Here is a 24591-nt window from a genome sequence, read left to right as displayed (position 1 = left end):
TTCGCCATCGTCCGAAGGAGAGCTTTTCGCATGCCGACACCTTCACCGCCGCTCCGCACGGTGCCCGGCACCGCGGACGACGTCGTCCTGCTCGACGAGCGGTTCGCCGCCGATCCGCACGCCGTCTACGCGCTCCTGCGCGAGCAGCGCCCGGTGACCCGGGCCCAGGCGCCGGGGGCACCGCCGTTCTGGCTGGTCACCCGGTACGAGGACGTGCGCGCCGCGCTCGCGGACCCGCGGCTGGTCAAGGACGCCGCCACGCTGTTCGGGGCGGCCGCCGCGGCCGGTCTCGGCGGCCTCGACGTCCACGACCACATGCTCAACTCCGACCCGCCCAAGCACACGAGGCTGCGGAAGCTGGTCACCAAGGCGTTCACCGCCAAGGCCATCGCGAGACTGCGCCCCCGGATCGAGGCGCTGGCCGTCGAGCTGGTCGACGCCGTCGCGGCCCGGCTGGCCGCCGGCGAGCCGTCCGTCGACCTGATCGACGCGCTGGCCTTTCCGCTGCCGATGACCGTGATCTGCGAGATCCTGGGGGTGCCGGACGACCGGCGCGGCGACTTCCGGACCTGGTCGCACGCGATCCTGTCGCCCGCCACGCCCCAGCAGTTCGTGACGGCGTCGGCCGAGATGCGCGAGTACCTCGTCCGGCTCGTGGCGGACAAGCGCGCCCACCCCGACGACGCCATGCTGTCGGCGATCATCGCCCCGGACGACCACGGCGACGAGCTGTCCGACGCGGAAGCCACCGGGATGGCCTCACTGCTGCTCGTGGCCGGCCACGAAACGACGGTGAACCTGATCGGCAACGGCGCACTGGCGTCCCTGCGCGGCCCGGGCCAGTGGGCGCGGCTGCGCGCCGACCCGGCGTCACTGCCCGGCGCGGTGGAGGAGTTCCTGAGGCTGGACAGCCCGGTCAACACGGCCACCGTCCGCTTCGCCGCCGAGCCGGTGACCATAGGCGGAACGACGATCCCCACCGGCCAGACGGTGCTGCTGGCGATCGGTTCCGCCAACCGCGACCCGGCGGCGTTCGACCACCCGGACGAGCTGGACCTGCACCGCCCCCGGGGCGGCAGCCTGGCCTTCGGCCACGGAATCCACTACTGCCTCGGTGCGGCACTGGCTCGGCTGGAGGGCGAAATCGCGTTCCGCGTCCTGCTGGACCGCCTGCCGGACTTGGAGCTGGCGACAGACCCCGCCGAGGTCGGCTGGCAGCCGAGCCTCCTGATCCGGGGCCTCACCCACCTCCCGGTCCGTCTGCATCAAGTGCCCGCTCCTGCACCGAAGCGTGGCTAGAGCGCCTGCACGTATGCATCGATGTCGCCGAGTTCCTCTTCGTTGCCGTTGTCGACGACGACGTACCAATAGCCCTCGTGCGGCGCTTGGAGGACTACAGGGGTCACGTCGTAGTAGCGGCCGAACGCGTAGCACTCGAGGCCGTCGCAGTAGGCGGTGAAGTTGGGACCGTCCATGAGCAGCACGTTCATCGGCCCGCTGCGAAGTTCGATCTCGAACCGAGTACCGGCCTCGCATTCGAATTCCCAGTGGCAGCAGGCCATCATCGCCTCCTCAAGATCCAGCCGGCGGAACTGTCCCTCGCTGCGTGCGCTACGTTACCGCGCTCGCCCGGCCCGCAGATCACTTCCGCGGTGGTCGCCGGCGCAGTGGCTCCGCCGACGACGGATGCCGAATGTGCGTTTGCAGTCGCGACTGAACCCTTCGAGGCGATTCCCGGTGCGTTACCCGGCGACCGGGGTGAGCAGCACGATCGGGATCACGCGCTCGGTCTTCTGCGCGTACTCGTCGTACAGCGGGAAGATGCGCGTCATCAGCGGCCAGAGGGACTCGCGCTCGGACGGCGTCGCGACGCGGGCGTGGGCGGTGAACCGGCGGGGGCCGACCTGGACGCCGACGCTCGGGTTCGCCTGGAGGTTCTTCAACCACGCCGGGTCCTCGTCGGCGCCGCCCTTCGAGGCGACGACGACGAAGTCGTCCCCCGCGGTGCCGTAGATCAGGCAGGTGCGGCGGGCCTCGCCCGTCCGGCGGCCGGTCGTGGCGAGCAGGAGCGTGAACACGCCGTCCGACTCGTGCCCCTCCGCTCCGTCCGAGGCGAGGTACGCCCGGGTCTGCTCGGCGACCCAGTCCCACGCCGAGTCGGTGGCGCGGTCGAGATCAGCGGCGACGGCCATGGCAAACGTCCTTTCCGGTCAGGGGATCTACGTCAGGCGAGTTCTTCGACCAGCCCGATGATGATGCCCTCGGGCCCGCGAACGTAGCAGTACCGGCAGTAGTCCTCGTACCGCACCACTTCGCCGATCAGCTCGGCGCCGTGGCCGCGCAGGCGGTCGACGACGTCGTCGACGGCGTCCACGACGAACGTGAGCCGGGGGATGCCCGGGACGTCCACCGACGGCCGCGGCGCGGTGGCCGTGGTCACCGGCGAGCGGAAAGTCGACAACTCGACCCGGCCGTGGCCGTCCGGCGTCCGCACGACGGCGATGTCCGTGCGGACACCGTCCAGCCCGATGAGCCGGTCCGCCCAGTCGCCCTCGACGGACGCCTCGCCCTCCAGCTCCAGGCCCAGTTCGACGAAGAACGCGATGGCGGCCGCGAGGTCCCCGACCACGACGCCGACGTGGTCCATCCGGTGGATCGTCATGCTGTCCTCCCGTGTCGCGCGGCCCTCGTGGCCGCTCTTGCCCCGGGGACGGAGCCGGCACGACGTTCTCGACACCCGCCCCGTGTGACCGCGGTCACCGTCACAGACGGATGATGCTCGACAACGCGGGGAGGTGCCCGTTGAGTTCGTAACCGCCGATGTAGACGTTCTTCGCGTCCGTGGGGTCGTGCGAGGCGAAGGTGCGGGCGTTGCGCCAGTAGCGGTCGTACCGGAAGGCGTTGGACGTGCTGCGCGCGCCGGTGATCTCGTGGATCCCGGCGGCGGCTTCGAGGGCCGCGTCGACGGCGGCGACCTTGGCCCGGAAGCAGTCGACGGTGCCGTCGTCTTCGCCGTCCCGGCCGGTTTCCAGCTGGTCGGCGGCGGTGTGGAGCAGGGCGCGGGACGCGGCGAGCCTGCTGGAGAGGGCGCCGAGACGGCGCAGGATCAGCGGATCCTCGGCCGGGGTGGCGAACTGGGGCAGCGAGCCGCGTTCCATGGTGCGCGTGTGCTGGACGAGGGCGTCCAGGGCGCCTTCGCCGATGCCCTGCAGCAGGCCGGCGTGCAGCAGCATCGCCGCGCCCAGGAAGACCGGGGAGAACGGCCCGGCGAGGGGCTGGTGCCGGCCGTCGGGGACGAAGACGTCCTGGTAGGTGACCGTCTGGCTGCGGGTGCCGCGCTGGCCCATGGTGTCCCAGTCGTCGTGCAGCCGCACCTGCGGGTGGGTCAGGTCCACCAGGACCTGGTGCGGCGTGGGCGGTTCACCCGCCAGCACGCAGCGGACGGCGGCCACGCCCAAGCCGCCGCTGTTGGTGTTGAACGACTTCGTGCCGCTCAGCACCACCCCGCCGGCCACCGGCCGCGCGGTCGTCCTGCCCGAGACGCCCGTTTCGGCGGCGGAAGAGACGAGCCGCAGGCCGTCGTCGAGCAGGCGGCGCGCCAGCTCGGCGCGGGTCGGTTCCGGCAGGCCGCTGTCCGGGCCGAACAGCTCGCGGGCCACCAGCGCGGTGGTGAGCCAGTTCTGCCCGGTGGGGCCGTCGCCCGCGCTGATCTCCCGCACCGCCCGGATGACCGCGCCCCACCCGCCGCGTTCCGTGCCGTCCCACAGCCCGCCGTACGCGGCGGGCACGGCCAGCCGGGCCACCCCGAGCCCCGCCAGCAAAGCCAGGTTCGCGGTGGGGTCCGCGTTGTCGCGATCGGCGGCGAAACCACCCTCGGCCAGTTCCCCACGGCGGTCCCGGACCGCGGCGATCAGGGCGCGGGCCTCCCCCTGCGTCGACATGACAGCTCCCTTACCCGGAGTGATACGAGAATGCGAACTCGCATTCGCTACTGTAGCGTCGGCCGCGTGCCGCTTGTCAAGATCGCCGACCGGAGCCGCCGTTACCATGCCCGATATGACCGAGCAGCCGAGCCGCGAACCGCACTACCGGGAACCCCGGCAGGCGCGCAGTGCCGCGACCCTGGCCCGGGTCCTGCAGGCGGCCGGGGAGCTCGCGGCCTCGCTCGGCCTCGAGGAGCTGACGATCAACGGCGTCGCCGAACGCGCCGGCGTCTCGGTCGGCTCGATCTACCGCCGCTTCGAGGGCAAGCAGCAGCTGATCACCGCGTTGACGGAACGGATGCTGGACGAGCGCGAGGAGTTCGTGGCCGAGCGGCTGCGCGCGGCCGGGCCGTCACTGGCCGGCGTCGTGACCGCCTACGCGCACGCGTTGCTGCAGTCGTTCACCGACAGCAGCAACCTCTTCCCCGAACTGCTGCGCGCGCGGGAAACCGACGCGCTGGCGCTGGGCGCCCGCACCATCACCGAGATCCACCGCCTCCTGCTCGACGCGGCCCTCCCCCACGCCGGGCAGATCCGGCGCGCCGACCCGGGGACGGCGCTGGACACCGTGGCCCGCGCCATCCTCGGCGCCTGCTTCCACAACTCCGTGCGGCCGGACAGTTTCACCGACGAGGCGGCCCAGCGCCGGTACGCGGACGAGCTGGCCGAGATGGCGATGGCCTACCTGCTCAGTCCCGGCCACCCAGGTTGACGTCGATCACCGGCGCGAGCTTCCGGAGCAGGGCGACGAGCTGTTCGCGCTCCGCGGGCGTGAAGACGGCGAACGCCTCCGCCTGACGTTCCCGGCGGCGGGCGACCAGCCGCGTCAGCCGTTCGCTGCCCTCCGCCGTCAACGCCACCAGCACCTTGCGCTCGTCCTCGGCCGAGCGCCGGCGCACCACCACCCCGGCGGCTTCCAGCTGCTGGAGCATCCGGGTGGCCGTCGGGATGGAGACGTCCGCGGCCGCGGCGAGCCGGCCGACCGGCAGCTCCGGCTCGGCGGCCAGGGGTTCGAGCATCGTGAGCTGCGGCAGCGACAGCCCGCCGTCCCGGTCCGCCCCCGCCGACCGGGCCTTCCGCATCGCGAAGAACACCGTGTCGGCCGCGTGCACGAGCTCGTCGACCTCCGCGACGGTGGGCGGGTGGTTGCCGGTCGTCGTCATGCGAGCTAGCCTAGCAAAGCAATAGTTAGCAACCTAGCTATTAGGAGGCTAGACATCATGACCGGCCGGATCGACGTACACCAGCACCTGCTCCCGCCCCGCTACCTGAAGGCCCTTGAGGACAACGGCGAGACCGCGGGCGGGTGGCCGATGCCCTCGTGGAGCCCCGGCGCCGCGACCGCGATGATGGACGGCGCGGGCATCGCCACCGGGCTGCTGTCGATCAGCGCACCGGGCGTCCACTTCGGCGACGACGCCGCGGCCCGCGACCTGGCCCGCGAGGTCAACGACTTCCAGGCGGAACTGGTCAAGGACGCCCCCGACCGCTTCGGGCACTTCGCCGTGCTGCCGCTGCCGGACTTCGACGGCGCCGTCGCCGAAGCCGTGCGCGCGCTGGACGAACTGCACGCCGACGGCGTCGTCCTGCTGTCCAACGCCCGCGGCCACTACCTGGGCGACCCGGCGTACGGTCCACTGTGGACAGAACTGGCCGCGCGCCGCGCCGTGGTGTTCGTGCACCCGGCCGAGCCGCCGATCGCGCGGCTCGACGGCCTGCCGAGCCCGCTGCTGGACTTCCCGTTCGACACCACGCGCGCCGCACTCGACCTGGTGGCCCACGGCGTGTTCGACCGGCACCCGGAACTGCGCGTCATCCTTTCGCACGCGGGCGGTTTCCTGCCGTTCGCCGCACACCGCTTCACCGGCGCGGCGATGTTCAACCCGGGCACCACCCCGGACGGCATCCTGGCCGGACTGCGAAAGTTCTACTTCGACACGGCGCTGTCGGCCACCCCGACGGCGTTGCCGTCCCTGTACGCCTTCGCCGAGCCGGGCCACGTCCTCTACGGCAGCGACTTCCCCTTCGCCCCCAAGGAATGGCGCGAAGGGTTCGACCGGAACCTGACCACGTATGAGGGCCCGGGCGCCGAGCATTTCCCGGACGTCGACCGCACGGCCGCGGAGGTTCTGTTCCCTCGGCTCGCCAACGGTTCCTGACGCACCAAGCTGCCTAGGCACGGCGAGCCCGGTCGCGGCCGACGACCAGGCGCTCGGCGAGCAGCGCTCTCTCCGCGCTCGCCGCGCACCAGCCGCGTCAAGCCGCCTGGGGCTCGGCCACCGCTCTGCGGGCTCGGTCGCGCTCCGCCCAGCGGACCACCGGCGGGACCGCGAGGCCTGTCACCACGAAGATGCCTCCCACCACCCACCAGCCCGGGGTGCCCCACGTGATGCACAGTGCGATCAGCACCGCCGGGCCGAGGGTCACGCCCAGGCCCAAGCCCATGCCGAACAGGCCCTGGTACTGGCCGACCGCGTGGGGTGGCGCCAGCGTGAACGACAGCTCGAACCCGCCCGCCGCTTGCCAGATCTCGCCGATCGTGTGCACCACCACCGCCGCCAGCAGGAACACCAGGGCCAGCCAGGTGGGCGCGCCCGCCATGGCGGCGATCGCGACGCAGGCGGCGAAGAACGCGAAACCGGCGCGGCGGAACGCCACCGCGCCCGCGTGGGTCGTGTCGATCCGGCGGCTGGCGCGGACCTGGAAGAACACGACTATCGCGGTGTTCACGATCATCACGCCGGAGATCGTCCAGTTCGGCGCCGTCGTCCGGCTGACCAGCCAGAGCGGGACCGCCGCCGTCAGCACTCGGTATTGAATCGCCATTACGCCGTCCAGCACCGTGAGCACGAGGTACGGCCGGTCGCGCAGGGCCACCCAGCGCGGGCCGGTGCCCGCCGGTTTCGGTGGCACGGACGGGAGGAACAGCACGACGACCACGCTGGCGGTGTAGGACACCGCGCTGGCCGCGATGAGCAGCAGGTAGGCGTTGCGGGTGTCCGCGGCGACGCCCCAGCCGGCCAGCAGCGCGCCGAACGCGATGCCCAGGTTGGTCACCGACCGCAGGTAACCGCGGAACTCGGCGGGCCGCTCGCCGCCGTACTCCTGGACGAGTGGGCTGCGGGCGGCCGGCCCGGCCGTCTGGGCCGCGGCGCCGAGGCTCGCGAACACGACGAACGACCAGAAGCCGCCGGCGAAGCACAACCCCGCCATCGAGATCGCGCCGAGCACCAGCGTCAGCGCGTAGACCGTGCGGGCGCCGTGGCGGTCGGCGAGGTGCCCGAACGGGATCCCGGCCGAGAGCGACACGGCGCCGGCGATCGTCAGCCCGGCCCCGACCTGACCGGCGGGCAGGTGGACGGCCCGGGTGAAGTACAGGACACCGGCGGTCAGGTAGACGCCGTAGCCGGTCATCGTGATCAGCGTCGCCACCGCGAGCAGCCGGGGCGGTCCGCTGCGGGGAAGGAGCGCGGGCATGACAGACCTTTCTCAGCCGTGGGACAGGGCGCTGGTGTGGTTCCGGACGGCGGTGTCGCGCCGCGGCGGCGTGGCCGTCCAGCGGCAGAGGCCGACGCCGAGGTTCATCCCGCCGCCGAACCCGGCCAGCAGCACGAGGTCGCCGACGTCGAGCGCGCCGGCGCGGTGGGCGGCGTCGAGCGTGATGGGCACCGACGCCGCGCCGGTGTTGGCGAACCGGTCGACGGTCAGGTGCAGGGTCGCGTTCGGCAGGTCGAGCGCCTCCCCCAGTTCGCGCAGCAGCACCCCGTTGGCCTGGTGCGGCACGAGGTGGTCGACGGCGGTGGCGGGCAGCCCGCTCTCCCGCAGGGTCCCGGCGATGGCCGCCGGGACGTGCCCGCTGACGAACTCGCGCACGCCACGCCCGTCCATCCGGAAGTAGTGCTCGCCGTCCAGCACCGAGCGGACCGACGCGGGCACGCGGCTGCCACCCGCGCGCACGCCGATGAGCCGGTGGTCGGCACCGTGTCCGCGCAGCCGCGTGCCGATGACGCCCCCTCCCGCCGGTACCGCTCCGAGCACGACCGCCCCCGCACCGTCACCGAACAGGATCGCGGTCTTGCGGTCACGCACGTCCAGGATGCGGGAGTAGACGTCGGCGCCGATCACCAGCGCGTGCCCGCCGTCGCGCACGAGCCCCCGGGCCATCGCCAGTGCGTAGACGAACCCGCTGCACACGGCGTTGACGTCGACGGCGCTCGCCGAGCGGGCGCCGATCAGGTGCTGGACGAGGCTGGCCGTCGCCGGCTGCGGGTGGTCCGGGGTGGAGGTGGCGACGACGACGTGGTCGACGTCGTCCGGGCTCAGCCCGGCCGCGAGCAGGGCCCGGTCGGCCGCGATCGCCGCGAGGTTCGACGTGGCCTGGCCTGGGGCGGCGTGCCGGCGTTCGCGGATGCCGGTCTTGCGTTCGATCCACGCGGCGTCGACGCCGGCCGCCGGGGCGATCTCGGCGTTGGTGACGACGCGGTCGGGCAGGTAGGAGCCGGTGGCGATGATGCCGATGTCGCTGGTCATGTCGTCCTTCGGTCGTCAGCGCAGGGCCCAGAGACCGGGCAGCCGGCCGGGCTCGGGTTCGGGGTCGATCTCGGGCTCGATCTCGGGTTCGAAGAGGAACTTCACGGAACCGGTGAGGTCGGCGGCCAGCGCGCTCGCCGCCTCCGGCGTGTCGGCGCCGACGACCACGAACCCGACGCGGTCGCCGGAGCGCTGCAGGGGCTTGACCTCGTCGCCGGGCCCGACGCCCAGCTCGGCGTGCAGCACGGCGGGGTGCGTGCGCACCTGCTCCCAGCCCTCGACGGCGGCGAGGCGTCCCGGCGGCGGCGTGAAGTACCGGACGGCCGCGCCGCGGCTCGGCTCCAGCGGGACGCCGGTGCCCGGCCGGCCGAGCATGTCGTCGAAGACCAGCCCGTAGAGCTCCAGGCCGGGGATGGCGTGGGCGAGCATGCGGTGGATCCAGTCGCCGCCGAAGCGGCCGTGCACCTCGCCGAGCACGACGCCGGCGGGGGTGAGCCAGAGTTCGACGTGGAAACCGCCGGTCCGCAGGCCGAGCGTGGTGAGCGCGGCCGCCACGGTGGCTTCGATCTCGCGGCGCCGCGCGTCAGGCAGCGGGGCCGGCAGCACGTGCCCGGTCTCGACGAAGAACGGCGGCGGGACCTTCTCCTTGGCGGTGACGGCGAGGATCTTCGGGACCCCGCCGAGGAAGACGCCTTCCACGCTGAACTCCGGCCCGTCGACGAACTGCTCGACGAGGAACGGCTTCGCGTCCGGCAGCAGGGCGAGCGCCGCGGGCAGCTCGGCGGCGTCGGTGACCAGGCTGACGCCCACGCTGCCCATGGCGTCGCGCGGCTTCACGATCCACGGCCCGTCGTGCTCCTTCAGGAACACCGCCGCCTCGGCTTCGCCGGTACAGAGCCCGACGACCGGCTGGGGGAACCCGGCCGCGGCGAGCGCCTCGCGGCAGGCGTCCTTGGTCCGGACGCGGTGCACCGCGGCCGGCGGGTTGCCGGGCGCGCCGACGGCTTCGGCCGTCTCGGCCACGGCGACCTGCGCCAGCTCCTGCAGCGCGTAGACGGCGTCGAATCGCTCGCCGGCCGCGACCCGGGCCGCGGCCCACGCGGCGGAGGCGCCGGGCGCCAGGACGTCCACAGTGGACTGGACGGTGGCCGCCGCGACGACCGGCGCGGTGGCGGCGAGGATCTCGGCGGTGTTGGTGACGTGCACGCGCAGGCCGCGCACGGCGGCCTGGGCGAGCGCCTCGGTCGCCATGTCGAGGCTGAAGCTCAGCGGGCGCGCGCCGCCGACGAACAGCAGGTTCGGTGCGTCAGGCATGGGTGTCTCCTTCGGGTGTGAGCGTGACCAGGACCTGGTCGGCGGTGACGGTTTCGTTCTGCGCGCAGGAAAGCCGCTCGATCGTCCCGGCGAACGGCGCGACGATGCGGTTCTCCATCTTCATCGCCTCGACGACCACCAGCAGCTCCCCCGCTTCGACCCGGGCACCGGGTGCGCAGGCCACCCCGACGACGACCCCCGGCATCGGCGTGCGCACGGCGCCGTCGGAGGTGTCACCGCCGCCTTCGTCGAAACTCCGGCGGCCCAGCGCGACGCGGTGGCCGCCGATGACGATCTCGTAGCCGGCCGCGGTGGCCAACCCGGTCCACTGGGTGGTCCCGACGGTGCCGCGGACCAGCCCGCCCGGCGCGGGTTCGGCGAGCACGGTGAAGCGGCCGCCGTCGGTGTCGACGCGCAGCCCGGCGCGGTCGCGCGACAGCAGCCGGGCCTCGTGGTCCCGGCCCTCGTGGCGGAGCCCGATCCGCCCGAGCGGCGCGTCGGGGTCGAGGGCGGCGCGGTCGAACGCCCCGACGGTGCCCGACCACGGCGAGGCCCCGGCGGTCCGGTCCGGCACCGCCATGGCCGCCGCGCAGGCGAGGGCCCGCGCCGCCCGGTCCGGCGGCGCGGACCGGGCGGTGAAGGCGTCGACCAGGTGGGTGTCGACGCGGCCGTCGAGCACACGGGGTTCGGCCAGCAGCTCGCCGAGGAAGCCGAGGTTGGTGGTCAGCCCGACGAGCGTGGTCTCCCCGATCGCGATGCGGAGGCGGGCGAGCGCCGTTTCCCGGTCCGGCCCGACGGCCACCAGCTTCGCGACCATCGGGTCGTAGAAGCCCGGCACCGCGCCGGGACCGTCGAAGGCGGCTTCGACGCGGACCTCGGGCGGCCACTCGACGACCTCGGCGCGGCCGGGCGCGGGCCGGAACCCGTGGGCCGGATCCTCGGCGTACACCCGGCACTCGATCGCGTGGCCGGTGGCCCGGATCCGGTGCTGCGGCAGCGGGAGCGGCTCGCCGTCGGCGACGCGCAGCTGCCACTCGACCAGGTCGAGCCCGGTGATCTCCTCGGTGACCGGGTGCTCCACCTGCAGCCGGGTGTTGACCTCGAGGAAGAAGAACCGGCCGTCGCCGTCGAGGATGAACTCGAACGTGCCGGCGCCGACGTAACCCAGCGCGGTGGCGCCCCGCACGGCCGCGTCGAGCAGGGCCTTGCGGGTGACCGGCGGCAGGTGCGGGGCCGGGGCCTCCTCGACGATCTTCTGGTGCCGGCGCTGCAGCGAGCACTCGCGTTCGAGCAGGTGCACCACGTTCCCGTGCCGGTCGCCGAACACCTGGACCTCGATGTGCCGGGGCGCGGCGACGTACCGCTCGGCCAGCAGCCGGCCGTCGCCGAAGCCGGCCCGGCCGAGGCGGACGGCCTCGGCCACCGCGTCGGGCAGCTCGGCGTCGCCGTGGACGACGCGCATGCCCTTGCCGCCGCCCCCGGCGACGGGCTTGAGGATCACCGGGTACCCGATCCGCGCGGCGTCGGCGCGCAACTGCTCCGCCGACTCCGTCGCGTGCTCCGAACCGGGCAGCACCGGCACGCCGGCGGCGGCCATCAGCTCCCGGGCCCGGGCCTTGTCCCCCATCGCCGCGATCGTGGCGGCGTCCGGTCCGATGTAGACCAGCCCGGCCTCGGTCACCCGCGCCGCGAACTCCGGGTTCTCCGACAGGAAGCCGTAACCGGGGTGGACGGCGTCGCAGTCGGTCCGCAGCGCCGCGCCGACGACCGCGTCGATGTCGAGGTAGCTCTCCCGGGCCGCCGACGGTCCGATGTGGACGGTCTCGAAGGCGCCGTCGAGGTGGGCGGCGCCCGCGTCGGCGTCGGAGTGCACGGCGACGTGGTCGACGCCGAGCCGGCGGCAGGTGCGCGCGATCCGGCGGGCGATCTCGCCGCGGTTGGCGATCAGCACACGTTTCGGCATCTTCCCTCACATCCTGAAGACCCCGAAGCGGGTCTCCCGCTTCGGCGCGTCGGCGGCCATGGCCAGGCACAGCGCCAGCCAGTCCCGGGTGTCGACCGGGTCGACGACGGCGTCGACCCACAGCCGGGCCGCGTAGTACAACGGCTGCGCCTGCCGCTCGTAGGAGGCGAGGATCGGCTCGCGGATGGCCGCTTCCTCCTCGGGCGTGAGCTCGCGGCCCTCCTTGGCGAGCTGGTCGCCGCGGATGAGGGTCATCACCTTCGCCGTCTGCTCCGCGCCGACGACCGTGGACCGCGCGCTCGGCCACATCGCCATCAGCTGCGAGCCCATCGACCGCCCGCACATCGCGAAGTTGCCGGCGCCGTAACTGCCGCCGATCACCAGGCTGAACTTCGGCACCTTGGCGCACGAGACGGCGTTGACCAGCTTCGCGCCGTGCTTGGTGATCCCGCCGGCCTCGTACTCGGCGCCGACCATGAACCCGTTGATGTTGTGCAGGAACAGCAGCGGGATGTCGCGCTGCGCGCACACCTCGATGAAGTTCGCGGCCTTCTGCGCGCTCTCGGAGAACAGGACGCCGTCGTTGATCAGCACCCCGACCGGGTAGCCGCCGACGTGCCCGGTCCCGCAGACGATCGTCGGGCCGAACCGGGCTCGGTACTCGGTCAGCTCGCTGTCGTCGAGCAGCCGCGCCAGGATCTCGCGCGCCGGGATGTGCTCCTTGAGCCCGGCGCTGACGACGCCCGGCAGCTCGGCCGGGTCGTACTTCGGCGGCCGCGGTGCCTGAGGTGGTTCCGCCAGCCGCGGCCGGGTGCTGCGCGCGGCGAGGTCACGCAGGATCGCGAGGGCGTGGTCGTCGTTCTCGGCGAGGTGGTCGGCCACGCCGGTGACGCGGGTGTGCAGATCGGCCCCGCCGAGCGTCTCGGCGTCGACGACCTCCCCGGTCGCCGCGCGCACCAGCTGCGGGCCGCCGAGGAACACGGTGCCGGTGCCGCGGACCATCACCGTCTCGTCGCACATCGCCGGGATGTAGGCGCCGCCGGCGGTGCACGACCCCATCACGGCCGCCAGCTGGGGCAGCCCCTCGGCCGACATCTCCGCGATGTTGCGGAAGATCCGGCCGAGGTGGTCCTCGTCGGGGAAGAGGTCCTCCTGCAGCGGCAGGAACACCCCACCGGAGTCGACCAGGTAGAGGCAGCCCAGGCCGTTCTCGCGGGCGATCTTCTGCCCGCGCAGGTGCTTGCGGACGCCGAGCGGGAAGTACGTGCCGCCCTTCACCGTGGCGTCGTTGGCGAAGATCATGAACGGCCGGCCGGCCACGATCCCGATCCCGGTGACGAGCGCGGCCGAGGGGACCGGCTCGTCGTAGACGTCGTGCGCGGCGAGCTGCCCGACCTCCAGCAGCGGCGTGCCGGGGTCGAGCAGCCGCGAGATCCGTTGCCGCGCGGTCAGTTTGCCGCGGCCGGCGTGCTTGCGGTGGGCCTTCTCGCTGCCGCCGGCGAGCGCCGCGGCCTTGGCCAGGGCGATCACCGCGCGGTTGACCTCGAAGTCCTCGGCGTTGCGGCGGAAGCCGGCCGAGGCGACGTCGACGTGCGAACGCAGGGCCGTCACGCCTCCCCCAACGTGCCCAGCAACGCGGCGAACCGCTCGATCTCCGCGGTGGTCATGCTGGCGCGCAGCATGATCCGCAGCCCCGCCTTGCCGCGGCCGATGATCGGGAAGAAGATCGGCGAGACGTAGAAGCCGTTGCGGAACAGGCCCTGCGCGAGCCGGACGGTCGCGTCCTCCGACCCCACCCGGACGAACCGGATCGGCAGGCCGTCGCCGCGTTCGCCGGTCTCCACCAGGCGGTCGAACAGGGCGATGTTGTCCTGCAGCCGCTGCTGCAACGCGGTCAGCTCGGGGGTGCGGTGCAGTTCCGCGGACGCGAGCAGCCCGCCCAGGCCCGCGGTGTTGATCCGCTGCGACCACATCAGCGGGCCGCCGTTGCGCTGCGCGGTGTCCAGCCGCCACTGGGACCCGCGGCGGCCGAGGAAGATCGCGCCGCCGGACGCGCCGAAGCCCTTGTTCAGCGAGGTGATGATGATCGTGCGGTCGTTGATCTGGCCGAGCTCTTCGAGCACGACGCCGCGGCCGCGGTGGCCGACCGTGGAGATGCCGTGGGCCTCGTCGAAGACCAGGAACAGGCCGTACTTCTCCTGCAGGCGCAGCAGTTCCTTCACCGGCGCCTGGCCCCCGGTGCTGTAGACGCCGTCGGCGACGTAGGCGACCCGCTTGTGCTGCTTGCACAGTTCTTCCAGCGCTTCGACGTCGTTGTGCGGCACCACGGCGACTTCGGTTTCGTCGGCGACGCTCGGCTTCATGGCGTTGAGGCAGAAGTGCGCGTTCTTGTCGAACACCATCAGCGGCGGCTCGCCCTCGGTGAAGATGCCGGACGCGACGAGCGGCAGGGCCGCCCACGCGGCGGCGGCGCACGAGTTGAGCGTGACGGCCTCGACGTCGAACAGCTCCGAGAGCGCCGCTTCGGCGTCCCTGAGCGCCCCGAAGCGCACGCGCATCCGGGACGTCGAGGTGTTCAGCGCGCCTTCGGCGAGCACGGCGTCGGCCGCGGCCCGCACCAGCTTCGGGTGCGTGTCGAGGCCGAGGTAGGAGTAGGAGGACATGTTCACGAACTCGTGGCCGTCGGCGAGCGCGCGGTGGCGGCCGTCGCCGAGCCCGGCCACGACGACGTCGAACAGCCCGGCCTTGTTGGTGACGTCCCAGAAGTCGTCGCTGATCCGGGCCGACTTCTTGATGTTCAGGAACGAGTGCATCGGTTTCTCCTCAGGGGTTTCAGTAGGTGTGGAAGCCGCGGCCGGTCTTGCGGCCGAGGTGCCCGGCTTCGACCAGCCGCGCGAGCGACGGCGGCGTGGCGTACAGCGGCTCCTTGAACTCCGCGTGCAGCGCGGCCGCGATGGCGACGACGACGTCCAGGCCGATCAGGTCGGCCAGCCGCAGCGGGCCCATCGGGTGCGCGCAGCCCAGTTCCATCGCGAGGTCGACCCGCTCGGCCGGGCAGTAGCCGGCCTCGACCATCCGGATCGCCGCGAGCAGGTACGGGATCAGCAGCGCGTTGACCACAAAGCCGCTGCGGTCGGCGACGGTGACCGCCCGCCGGTCCAGCGTGTCCTCGGCGAAGGCCGTCACCAGGTCGGTCACCGCGTCGGCCGTCGGCAGCGCCGGGACGACCTCGACGAGCCGCAGCGCCGTGACCGGGTTGAAGAAGTGCAGGCCGATCACCCGCTCCGGGCGGCTGGTCACCGCGGCGAGCCGGGTGATCGCGATCGCCGACGTCGTCGTGGCCAGCACCGCGTCGTCGGCGGCGACCTTGTCGAGCGTGGCGAACAGGCCGAGCTTGAGCTGCTCGTCCTCCGGGATCGCCTCGATCACCAGCTGCCGGTCGGCGAGGTCGGCGAGGTCCGTGCCGACCGAGAGGCGGGCCAGCGCGGCGTCGCGCTCGGCCGGGGCCAGCTTCCCCTTCTCGACGCGGCGGGCGAGCGACGCCGCGATCCGCCGTGGCGCCGAGACCAGCGACGACTCCCGCGACACCGCCAGCCGGACGTCGACGCCCTTCGTCACGCAGAGCTCGGCGATCCCCGCGCCCATCGTGCCCGAGCCGACCACGCCGACCCGGGTGATTCCGTTCGCAAGCACTTGTTTTCCCCGCATTCTGCCGGTCCGCGACTTCCGCGTCGCCGCGTCAAGGAGTTGTCCTGTTCGAGATGATTGCCCGGGAGCACGACGAAAGGCGCGCCGAATCCGGCGACCCTGCCGAATACGAGTTCGCGCCGATGTGCGGCGCGGATCGCTCCGCGTCGCATTCCCGCCGTGTCACCCCAGTGCCCCGGTCCACCGCACCCCAGCCGTGGCGATCGCCAGTCTGCCCATGCCGGGCGGCGCGGCGCCATGGGGGCCGCTCCCCCACCTTTCCCACGGAGTGCCCCCGCCGGCCCGCGGAATCGCCGTCAGCAGCGCGAATCCGGCCCGACCGGCGCGTCGGCGCCGCCGGCCCGGACCACCGGTGCGGCGTGGCTCACGGCGCCGGAGCGGGACGCGGACGCGCCCGGCGCGTGTCAACCTCCGATCGGGCGAGCCCCGGATTCCGGGGTCCCGCGATCCGGCCGGGAAAACCTGGGGGACTCGCCCGCCCCGTTACCAGAAGACCTCCGCGCAACGCTCCCGCTTATTCCAGTATTCGGTCCCGCTTGGCGTGATCACGCCCGTCGTGTATCCAAGAAGTGCCTATCCGGAGTGACCGGAGAGCTGGGGGAACAATTCGATGAGCGAATACGATTATTCCGATGATCATGTCCCGTTACCCGGTACCCACCGGGCATGCTGATCCGGTCGCCGGACCTGATCGGCCGGGACGGCGAGCTGCGGGAGCTCGCCACGGCCTTCGACGACGCGCTGGCCGGGCACGGCCGCGCCGTCGTCCTCGTCGGGGAAAGCGGGATCGGCAAGTCCCGGCTCGCGCGGGAGGTGGCCGCCCGGGCGGCCGGGCGCGGCGCCCGGGTGCTGCGCGGCCAGGGCAGCTCGATCGGCCCGCTGGTGCCGTTCCGCCCGCTGGCCGAGGCCCTGCTCTCGCTGACCCGGGACACCGAACCCCTCGACGTCGCCGAGCTCGGCCCGTACCTGCCGGCGCTCGGCGTCCTCGTCCCGGACTGGCGCACCGGCCCGGACGACGACCCGGCGCCGCCGCTGCTGGTCGTCGCCGAGGCGGTGCTGCGGCTGCTCGCGGTGGTGGGCCGGGCCGGCGGCTGCGTGCTGGTGCTCGACGACCTCCACGACACCGACGCGGAGACCCTGTTCGTGCTGGAGTACCTGGTCAACAACCTGGAATCGGCCCGGGTGCTGCTGATCGGCACGATCCGCGACCACACCTCCACCGCCCGCGACATCGCCCGCTCGGCGGCCCGGCACGGCGTCTGCGCGGTCCGGACCCTGCACCGGCTGGGCCGCGACGACGTGCACGGCGTGATCGCGGCGTGCCTCGGCACGGACCGCGAGCGGGTGCCGGGCGCGACGGCCGGGCACCTGTGGCAGCTCAGCACCGGGATCCCGTTCCTCGTCGAAGAACTCCTGCACGAGCTGATCCACGACGGGCTGCTGCTCGAACGGGCCGACGGCTGGCACCTCGCGGACAAACCGGCCGGGACCGTGCCCGTCGCGCTGGTCACCAGCATCGAGGCCCGGATGACCCAGCTGGGATCCGACGGCGCCGAGCTGCTGGCCGCCGCGGCCGTGATGGGTGCCCGGTTCGCCGCGCCGGTGGTCCAGCGGGCCGCCGGGGCCGACGACCGGACGGTGGCCGGCTTCCTCGACGCCGTGATCGACGCGCGGCTCGTCGAGCCGGACCCGGCGGCGCTCGGCTGGTACGCCTTCCGGCACCCGCTCACCGTCGAAGCCGTGCTCACCCGGCTGGGTCCCACCCGGCGGGCCGAGCTCGCCTGCCTCGCCGCGGACGCCGCCGAGCGGCTGCACCCCGGGCTCCCCGGCGACTGGTGCGCCCGGGTCGCGGAGCTGCGGCGGCTCGCGGGCGACCGGGCCGTCGCGGGACGGCTGTTCGCGGACGCCGGGCAGCGCGCGCTCGCCGTCGGGGCGGCCGGGGCCGCGGTCGGGCTGTTCGGCCGCGCCGACGCGCTGCTGACCGACAGCCCCGATCTCCCGCTGCGCGGCGGTGTCCTCGAATCGCTGGCCTACGTGCTCGGCGAGACCGGGCAGGTCGAGCGGGCCTTCGAGCTGTCGGGCCGGCTCGACGAGGTCGGCCTGTTCCACCGGGCCGCCGCGCTGCACGCGCGGCTGGCCTGGGCCGCCTGCCTGGCGGGCCGGTACGACGCCGGGCTCGCCCAGGTGGCCGCCGCCCGGGCGTGTCACGGGTCCGCCGGCCCGGACCGGCAGGGCGCGGCGATCGACGCCGTCCACGCGCTCCTGCTGCTGGAGGCCCCGGGCGGAGCCGACCCCGGCGAGGCCGGGCGGCTGGCCGCAGCCGCCTTGGCGCAGGCCGAGCGGCACGACGACGCGGTCGTCGCCTGCCAGGCGCTGCTCGCGCTCGGCGCCCTCACCTGGGAGCGGGATCCGGACGCGGCCCGGGACCACCTCGAGCGGGCCCGGCTGCTGACCGACACGCACCGGCTGCCGCTGTGGCGCACGCACGTCCTGCTCCGGCTGGGCGAGCACCTCGCGCAGGCGGACGGGGACGTCGGCGGCCTGGTGCTGGCCCGGGACCAGGCGGACCGCGGTGGCGCGGTGGCGGTGAGCCACGCGGCGGACGCCCGGATCGTCCGGTACGGCCAGGTGCTCGGGGGCGAGTACCGGCCCGGCGAGCCGGCCCGGCTGGCGGCGGCCGCCGAGCGTCACCACCTCGACGCCGTCGTCCGCCACGTCCGCGTCACCCGCGCCGTCTGCGCCGCCCACCAAGCGGACCGGGCGGGCATGACCGAGGCGCTGGCCGGAATCCGCGCCGCCGACGGTGACCCCGGCCTGGGGCTGGCCCAGGCGTTCTGCGCCCTGCTCGAGGAGGACCGGGACCGCGCCCGGCGCGACCTGGGGCTCGCCGGCGGCGCGCCCTTGTCCGGCCGGCACGGGCTCGGGCCGCTGCTGGACGTCCTGGCCGGCGACCTGGGCCCGGCCGAGCTGGCCGCCGCGGCCGCGGCCCCGGCGGGCCGGTTGCGCTGGAACCGGCAGTTCACCGCGCTGGCGGAGGCGGTCCTGCACGGCCGCCACGGCGACAGCGCCCGCGCGGAAGCCGCGGCGAAGGAGGCTCGGGACGCGGCCCGCCCGTACCGGATGGCGATCCACCTCGGGGCCCGGCTCGTGGCCGAGGCCGCCCTCGCCGACGGCTGGGGTGACCCGGTGCCGTGGCTGCGCGCCGCGGAGGAGTACTTCCACGACGCCGCGGTCCCGGCGGTCGCCGGCGCGTGCCGGGTCCTGCTGCGCCGCGCGGGCGAGCCGGTCCGCCAGCGACGCCCCGGCCTGCACCGGCTCCCCCGGGAGCTGCTCGACGCCGGCGTCACCGTCCGCGAGTACGACGTGTTCCGGCTCCTGGCGCACCGGCTCGGCAACACCGAGATCGCCCGGCGGCTGCTGATCTCCCCGAAGACGGTGGAAAAGCACGTGTCCAGCCTGATGACGAAGACGAAGCTGCCCGACCGCGTCACCCTCTTCGCCTACGCCTCGGACATCGGCCCGTGAGTCCTCGTGGACCGCACGAGGAACGGGGCAAGATCGACGGGGCGAAGAGGCATTCAGCCGGGGTTCACGTGGTTCACCCGGATGGTTCTTGTTAACTTCACTTGTTGCAGCTCGGCCGGTGGAGGGGAAGTCGCACGTGAGCAATCCGCTGGTCGCGGAGACCAAGGACTCGACGAAGGCGTATTCGGGCGTCTCGCTGCTGGAGTCGGCGGCCGACCTCAAGTCCGCGATCGAGTCGGGCGACTGGGCTTCGGTCGCGATGGGTGCCGTCGGCACGGCGCTGGACGCGTTGTCGATGGCGATGGACCCGTTCGGGGCGGTCCTCGCCGCGGGTGTCGGGTGGCTGATGGAGCACGTCGGCCCGTTGAAGGAAGCGCTCAACGGGCTCACGGGCAACGCGGATGAGATCGCGGCGCAGTCGGAGACGTGGAAGAACATCGCGACCGAGCTGGGCAGTATCGGTGAGGACTTGACCGGGATGGTCAAGGCGGACACGGCGTCGTGGACCGGGCCCGCGGGTGACAGCTACCGGCAGCGCGCTGATGACACGGTGACGTTGCTGAACACGGCGCAGAAGGGTTGTGAAGGCGCTTCCGGTGGTGTGAAGACCGCTGGTGAGGTCGTTGCCGCGGTGCGGGCGTTGGTGCGGGACATCATCGCGGAGCTGATCGGGCACTTGATCAGCTGGGCGTTGCAGGTCGTGTTCACGCTCGGTATCGGGCTTACCTGGGTGGTGCCGCAGGTGATCGGTGCGGTGGCGAAGACGGCGTCGAAGATCGCGGATCTGGTGAAGCGGCTCGTTACGGCGCTCAAGGCGCTGGTTCCGTTGCTGAAGCGGGCCGGGGATCTGTTCTCGGATGCGGCGAAGGCGTTGCGGAAGATCAAGCCGGGTAAGGCGTCTCCGCCGCCGAACAAGATCGACATCAAGGGGAACCCGAAGGATCTGGGTGGTCCGAAGGGCAAGGGTGGGCCGGATGCGCCGCCGGCGAAGACGGATCCGCCGCCGAAGGGTGATGGGAACACGTCGCCGTCCGGTGCGAAGGGTGACGGCGACGGTACGCATTCCTCGGGTGCGGACGCGCCGCCGGCCAAGACCGATCCGCCGCCCGCGTCCAAGGGCCCGGACGACACGCCCAAGAGCCCCGACCCCACGCCGCCCCCGGCGTCGAAAGGCCCCGACGGCGGCGACACGAAGCCGTCGTCGACGCCGAAGGGCAAGCCCGATGACGGGCCGCGGATCAAGGACAACAACGCCAAGCCGGACGAACACACCACGCCGACCAAGGACAAGACGGACTGCGGCGACCCGATCGACGTCGCGACCGGGGCGGTGATGCTGGAGCAGGAGGACGTATCGCTGCCCGGCGCGCTGCCGCTCGTGGTCGCGCGCACGCACCTGTCGACCTACCGCGCGGGCCGGCTGTTCGGCCCCACCTGGACCTCGACGCTGGACGAACGGCTCGAGGTCGAGCCGGACGGGCTGCACCTCGCCCTGGCCGACGGCACGCTGCTGCGCTACCCGGTCCCGCGCGGGGTGGAGGCCGTGGTCCCGGAGAGCGGCCCGTACCTGGCGCTGCGCCGGGTCCGGCACGGGTTCATCGTCGGCGACCCGCAGTCCGACCGGATGCGCTACTTCGCGGCCGGCCGCGGCGCCACCACCCTGCCGCTGCGCGCGGTCGTCGACGGCGCGGGCAACCGGATCGTGCTGCGCTACCGCGACGGCGTGCCGGTGGCCATCGAGCACTCCGGCGGCTACCGCGTCGAGATCGACAGCGCCGACGGCCTGGTCACGGCGTTGCGCACCGCGGGCTCCCCGATCCCGCTGGCGGAGTACGGCTACGACGCCGCGCGCCGGCTGGTCGAGGTCGTCGACGCGGTCGGCACCCCGCAGAAGTTCACCTACGACGCCGACGGCCGGCTGGTGCGCTGGGACGACGTCAACGGCCGCTGGTACCGCTACGGCTACGACGCCCAGGGGCGCTGCGTGCGCGCGCAGGGCACCGGCGGCTACCTGAACACCGAACTGGCCTACGAGCCCGGCGTCACGACCGTCACGAACTCGCTCGGCGCCGTCACCCGCTACCGGCTCGACGAGCGGCTGCGGGTGATCGGGCAGACCGACCCGCTGGGCCACACCACCAGCGCCGAGCGGGACCGCTTCGGGCGCGTGGTCGCCGAGACCGACGAGCTCGGCCACGTCACGCGCTGGGACTACGACGAGATCGGCAACCTCACGGCGGTGACGCGGCCCGACGGCGGCCGCATGGTCGTCGGCTACGACGAACGGCGCCGGCCCGCCGCGGTGACCGGACCGGACGGCGCCGTGTGGCGCTACGAGTACGACGCGCGCGGCAGCCTCGCCCGCACCGTCGACCCGACCGGCGCCGCGACCGCCTACACCTACGACCCCTTCACCGGCACCGTGGACTCCGCGACCGACGCCCTCGGCGGCGTCACCCGGATCCAGGCCAACGCCGCCGGGCTCCCCGTGCTCGTCACCGAGCCGGACGGCGCCGTGTGGCGCTACGGCTACGACGCGCTCGGCAACACCACCAGCACCACCGATCCGCTGGGCCACACCACCACCCTGGTCAGCGACGCCGCCGGCAACCTCGTGCAGGCGCGGGACGCCGACGGCGCGGTCGAGCGGTTCGCCTCGACGGCGCGGGGCAGCTTCGAGGAGCGGACGGACGCGCGCGGGGGCGTCAGCCGCATCGAGTACGCCCAGTTCGACGTGCCGGTCAGCGAGCGGAGCCCCGGCGGCGGCACGCTGAAGTACGGCTACGACACCGAACTGCGGCTCACCTCGGTCACCAACGAACGCGGCCTGGTGTGGCGCTACGAGTACGACGCCGCGGGCCGGAAGGTCGGCGAGACCGACTACAACGGGCGTGTCCTGCGCTACTGCTACGACGCCGCGGGCCGGCTCGTGCACCGCACCAACGGCGCCGGGCAGGTCATCACCCTCGAACGGGACAGCGTGGGCCGGGTCGTGCGGCGCAGCAGCGCCGACGAGGTCGCCGTGTTCACCTACGACGCGGCCGACCGGATGCTGTCGGCGGCCAACGCGCACAGCGAGGTCCGGTTCACCTACGACGCGCTCGGCCGCGTGCTGTCCGAGTCGATCAACGGCCGGGTCGTGTACTCCCGCTACGACCCGCTCGGCCGCCGCGTGGGCCGCCGGACGCCGTCGGGCGCGGAGTCGGTGATCGGCTACGACGCCGCCGACCGGCCGACCGCGCTGGCCACCGCCGGGCGCACCCTGCGGTTCGGCTACGACGCCGCGGGCCGCGAAACGGTGCGCCGGCTGCACAAGGGCGCCGGGCCGGTGGCGGAGCTGCGCCAGGACTGGACCCCCACCGGGCAGCTCTCGGCGCAGACGGTGCTCCGCGGCGCGGAAACCGTGCAGCGGCGGGAGTACGGCTACCTGATCGACGGCTACCTCACCGGCGTCGACGACCTGATCTCCGGGCCGCGCACGCTCGACGTCGACGCCGCCGGGCGGGTCCGCGCGGTGCGTGGCCCGCGCTGGCAGGAGAACTACGACTACGACGTGACCGGCGCCGTCACCGGAGCCGGCTGGTCCGGCGCGCCGGAGGCCACCGGTCCGCGCGCCTACACCGGCACCCTGCTCACCACCGCCGGCCCCACCGGCTACACCCACGACGGCGAAGGGCGCGTCACCGCCCGCGAGCGCGGCGGGAAGCGCTGGACCTACGAGTGGAGCACGGAGAACCGGCTGCTCGGCGTCCGCACGCCGGAGGGTGTCGGGTGGCGCTACCGCTACGACCCGCTCGGCCGGCGCGTCGCCAAGCAGCGCCTCGACGCCACCGGCGGCGTCGCCGAGCAGGTCGAATTCGCCTGGGACGGCCAGCTCCCCGCCGAACAGGTCCACAGTGGACCGGGACGGCCGCCGGTCGCCACGGTGTGGGAGTACGCGCCGGGCGCGCGGCTGCCGCTCACCCAGACCGAACGCGTCCTCGGCGCGGCCGGCGGCGACCGGTTCCACGCGATCGTCTCGGACCTGGTCGGGGCGCCCGCGGAGCTGGTCGACGACACCGGCGCGCTGGCCGGGCACGTGCACACCGCGCTGTGGGGCCCGGTCGTCTCGGCCGGCGGCACCGCCGGGACGCCGTTGCGGTTCCCGGGCCAGTACCACGACCCCGAGACCGGCCTGCACTACAACCGGCACCGCTACTACGACCCGGAGACCGGCCGGTACCTCTCCCACGACCCGCTGGGCCTGACCCCGGCGCCGGACTCCCTGGCCTACGTCGGCAACCCGACCGCGATGATCGACCCGCTCGGCCTGGCCCCGACGCGGACCACGCCCTGCGCGGCCGCGGCCGCCAAGGCCCAGGCGCACCCCTACGCCCGCGGGAACTCCGGGCCGTCGACGAGCAAGCGCAAGTACCCGGAAGGCACCTACGGCGACCGGAACGCCGAGCGCAAGCGCCTCGACGAGAAGCACGACTTCAAGATCGACGGGGACAAGACGCACCAGTCCGAGCACGCCGCCGGCTACGACATCCTGACCGACAACGGCGCCGCGAAGGGCTCCCGGGCGGACAAGAGCAGCAAGCCGCTGGAGAACAACGCCAACGCGTACTACGAGGACTACGCCAACCACCGGTACCACCCGGGCACGGGCAAGGGCGGCAGCAACCACGAGTCCGGGTTCACCAAGGGCGACGTCCGGGACTCGCCCAACACGACGAAGGACGACAAGCTCGGTTACGACGACCGCCTCGGGTCGTACCGCAACGCGCAGCGCAACGCCATCGAGGCCAACGACCCGAGCAGCGCGGTGCAGCTCAACCAGCTCGGTTACGGGCACCAGCAGGGCTTCCAGAACTCGCAGACCATCGGCGCGGGTTACGACAAGCCGCACAGCTTCTCGGATCAGGTCTACCACGGGGACGATCCCAACCACGTCCACAACAAGGACCACCCGCTCCACGACAAGGAAACGGCGGACGCGGCGAAGGCCGAGCAGGACCGCCGGGACGCCGTCAAGGCCGACCCGAACCACCCGGACCGGGCCTCCTACGACGCCGAGCAGAAGCGGATGGACATCGCCGACGACTCCTACCACAAGATGGTCGACGACATGCACTCCGGCGGCGAGGGCATGCGGTACAACCCGCAGGCCGGTCAGGCGACCCCGGCGGGCGGCCACACGGTGGACGGCACCGGCCACGTGACGACCAAGCCGATCGACAAGTGGGACGCGGCCGAGATGCACGGCGCCCGCGACGCGGCCCGCACCGGCGAATGGCCGGGCTACGGCGGCTTCTACAAGAACCCGACGGCCGACGACTGGGCCGCGCTGGAGCGCGGCGACCTCGACCCGAAGGAGCTCAAGTCGATCACGGACAAGGACATCGCGGACTTCAACGCGACCTACAAGCCGCCGAAGGACCCGAACGCGATGGACGTCGACGGCTGATCGCCGCCCGGCGGGCCTTCGCCGAGCTTGGTGCCCATGCGGTAGCCGCCGAAGATCATTCCCAGCACCAGGACGACGAGGAAGATCAGCAGGATCCACAGCCACAGGGACTTGCGCAC

The 24591-nt window shown here is 73.3% G+C and carries 18 protein-coding genes; 5 read left to right on the top strand and 13 right to left on the bottom strand.

Annotation, left to right across the window (positions count from 1 at the left end; all coding sequences use genetic code 11):
• The first annotated feature begins 30 nt into the window (after positions 1-30).
• Positions 31-1299, top strand: a complete 1269-nt coding sequence (locus OHS58_RS07295) for a cytochrome P450 family protein (protein WP_328647625.1) — start codon at positions 31-33, stop codon at positions 1297-1299.
• On the opposite strand, the gene OHS58_RS07290 is transcribed toward OHS58_RS07295, so the two are convergent.
• The 4 genes from OHS58_RS07290 to OHS58_RS07275 all read right to left on the bottom strand — a co-directional run bounded on the left by OHS58_RS07290 (position 1296) and on the right by OHS58_RS07275 (position 3941).
• Complete coding sequence (locus tag OHS58_RS07290; protein WP_328647624.1) at positions 1296-1562, bottom strand: DUF1883 domain-containing protein; 267 nt, start codon at positions 1560-1562, stop codon at positions 1296-1298. The genes OHS58_RS07295 and OHS58_RS07290 overlap by 4 nt on opposite strands.
• A gap of 180 nt (positions 1563-1742) precedes the next feature.
• Positions 1743-2192, bottom strand: a complete 450-nt coding sequence (locus OHS58_RS07285; protein WP_326952508.1) for a nitroreductase family deazaflavin-dependent oxidoreductase — start codon at positions 2190-2192, stop codon at positions 1743-1745.
• A 32-nt stretch (positions 2193-2224) separates the two neighbouring features.
• Entirely contained in the window at positions 2225-2662 is a 438-nt protein-coding gene (locus tag OHS58_RS07280; RefSeq protein ID WP_247052875.1) for a VOC family protein, read from the bottom strand.
• 100 nt (positions 2663-2762) lie between these two features.
• Positions 2763-3941, bottom strand: coding sequence for an acyl-CoA dehydrogenase family protein (locus OHS58_RS07275; RefSeq protein WP_328647623.1), 1179 nt, complete (start codon positions 3939-3941; stop codon positions 2763-2765).
• A 115-nt stretch (positions 3942-4056) separates the two neighbouring features.
• On the opposite strand from OHS58_RS07275, the gene OHS58_RS07270 reads away from it, so the two are divergent.
• Entirely contained in the window at positions 4057-4695 is a 639-nt protein-coding gene (locus OHS58_RS07270; RefSeq protein WP_326952505.1) for a TetR/AcrR family transcriptional regulator, read from the top strand.
• On the opposite strand, the gene OHS58_RS07265 is transcribed toward OHS58_RS07270, so the two are convergent.
• Complete coding sequence (locus tag OHS58_RS07265; protein ID WP_328647622.1) at positions 4673-5146, bottom strand: MarR family winged helix-turn-helix transcriptional regulator; 474 nt, start codon at positions 5144-5146, stop codon at positions 4673-4675. The genes OHS58_RS07270 and OHS58_RS07265 overlap by 23 nt on opposite strands.
• A gap of 57 nt (positions 5147-5203) precedes the next feature.
• On the opposite strand from OHS58_RS07265, the gene OHS58_RS07260 reads away from it, so the two are divergent.
• Positions 5204-6142 (top strand): amidohydrolase family protein, encoded by a 939-nt coding sequence (locus OHS58_RS07260; RefSeq protein ID WP_328647621.1) that lies wholly within the window; start codon positions 5204-5206, stop codon positions 6140-6142.
• A gap of 97 nt (positions 6143-6239) precedes the next feature.
• Here OHS58_RS07260 and OHS58_RS07255 read toward each other — a convergent pair whose 3' ends face one another.
• Genes OHS58_RS07255 through OHS58_RS07225 form a run of 7 tightly spaced genes read right to left on the bottom strand, consistent with a single transcriptional unit; the run spans position 6240 to position 15483 of the window.
• A complete protein-coding gene (locus OHS58_RS07255) occupies positions 6240-7460 on the bottom strand; it encodes an MFS transporter (protein WP_328647620.1) in 1221 nt (406 codons plus the stop codon).
• A gap of 12 nt (positions 7461-7472) precedes the next feature.
• The gene (locus OHS58_RS07250; RefSeq protein ID WP_328647619.1) at positions 7473-8513 is read right to left on the bottom strand and encodes a 3-oxoacyl-ACP synthase III family protein; all 1041 of its coding nucleotides are present in this window, start codon (positions 8511-8513) and stop codon (positions 7473-7475) included.
• Positions 8514-8528: 15 nt separating this feature from the next.
• Entirely contained in the window at positions 8529-9827 is a 1299-nt protein-coding gene (locus OHS58_RS07245) for an ATP-grasp domain-containing protein (protein ID WP_326950616.1), read from the bottom strand.
• Entirely contained in the window at positions 9820-11790 is a 1971-nt protein-coding gene (locus OHS58_RS07240) for an acetyl/propionyl/methylcrotonyl-CoA carboxylase subunit alpha (protein WP_328647618.1), read from the bottom strand. The genes OHS58_RS07245 and OHS58_RS07240 overlap by 8 nt, the downstream gene beginning before the upstream one ends.
• A gap of 6 nt (positions 11791-11796) precedes the next feature.
• A complete protein-coding gene (locus tag OHS58_RS07235; protein WP_328647617.1) occupies positions 11797-13401 on the bottom strand; it encodes a carboxyl transferase domain-containing protein in 1605 nt (534 codons plus the stop codon).
• Positions 13398-14603 (bottom strand): 8-amino-7-oxononanoate synthase family protein, encoded by a 1206-nt coding sequence (locus tag OHS58_RS07230; protein WP_326952498.1) that lies wholly within the window; start codon positions 14601-14603, stop codon positions 13398-13400. Before OHS58_RS07230 ends, OHS58_RS07235 begins: the two co-directional genes overlap by 4 nt.
• Positions 14604-14622: 19 nt before the next feature.
• Positions 14623-15483 (bottom strand): 3-hydroxybutyryl-CoA dehydrogenase, encoded by an 861-nt coding sequence (locus OHS58_RS07225; protein WP_328647616.1) that lies wholly within the window; start codon positions 15481-15483, stop codon positions 14623-14625.
• 681 nt (positions 15484-16164) lie between these two features.
• Between OHS58_RS07225 and OHS58_RS07220 the strand changes: the two genes are divergently transcribed.
• Both OHS58_RS07220 and OHS58_RS07215 read left to right on the top strand, forming a co-directional pair.
• Complete coding sequence (locus OHS58_RS07220; RefSeq protein ID WP_328647615.1) at positions 16165-19023, top strand: helix-turn-helix transcriptional regulator; 2859 nt, start codon at positions 16165-16167, stop codon at positions 19021-19023.
• Positions 19024-19159: 136 nt separating this feature from the next.
• Positions 19160-24472 (top strand): RHS repeat-associated core domain-containing protein, encoded by a 5313-nt coding sequence (locus OHS58_RS07215; RefSeq protein ID WP_328647614.1) that lies wholly within the window; start codon positions 19160-19162, stop codon positions 24470-24472.
• Here the strand turns inward: OHS58_RS07215 and OHS58_RS07210 are convergent.
• Complete coding sequence (locus tag OHS58_RS07210) at positions 24427-24591, bottom strand: hypothetical protein (RefSeq protein ID WP_328647613.1); 165 nt, start codon at positions 24589-24591, stop codon at positions 24427-24429. The genes OHS58_RS07215 and OHS58_RS07210 overlap by 46 nt on opposite strands.

This window comes from Amycolatopsis sp. NBC_00348 (assembly GCF_036114655.1).
GTDB lineage: Bacteria > Actinomycetota > Actinomycetes > Mycobacteriales > Pseudonocardiaceae > Amycolatopsis.
Note: the sequence above shows the minus strand (reverse complement) of the source record. Positions and strands in the feature narration are given on the sequence as shown.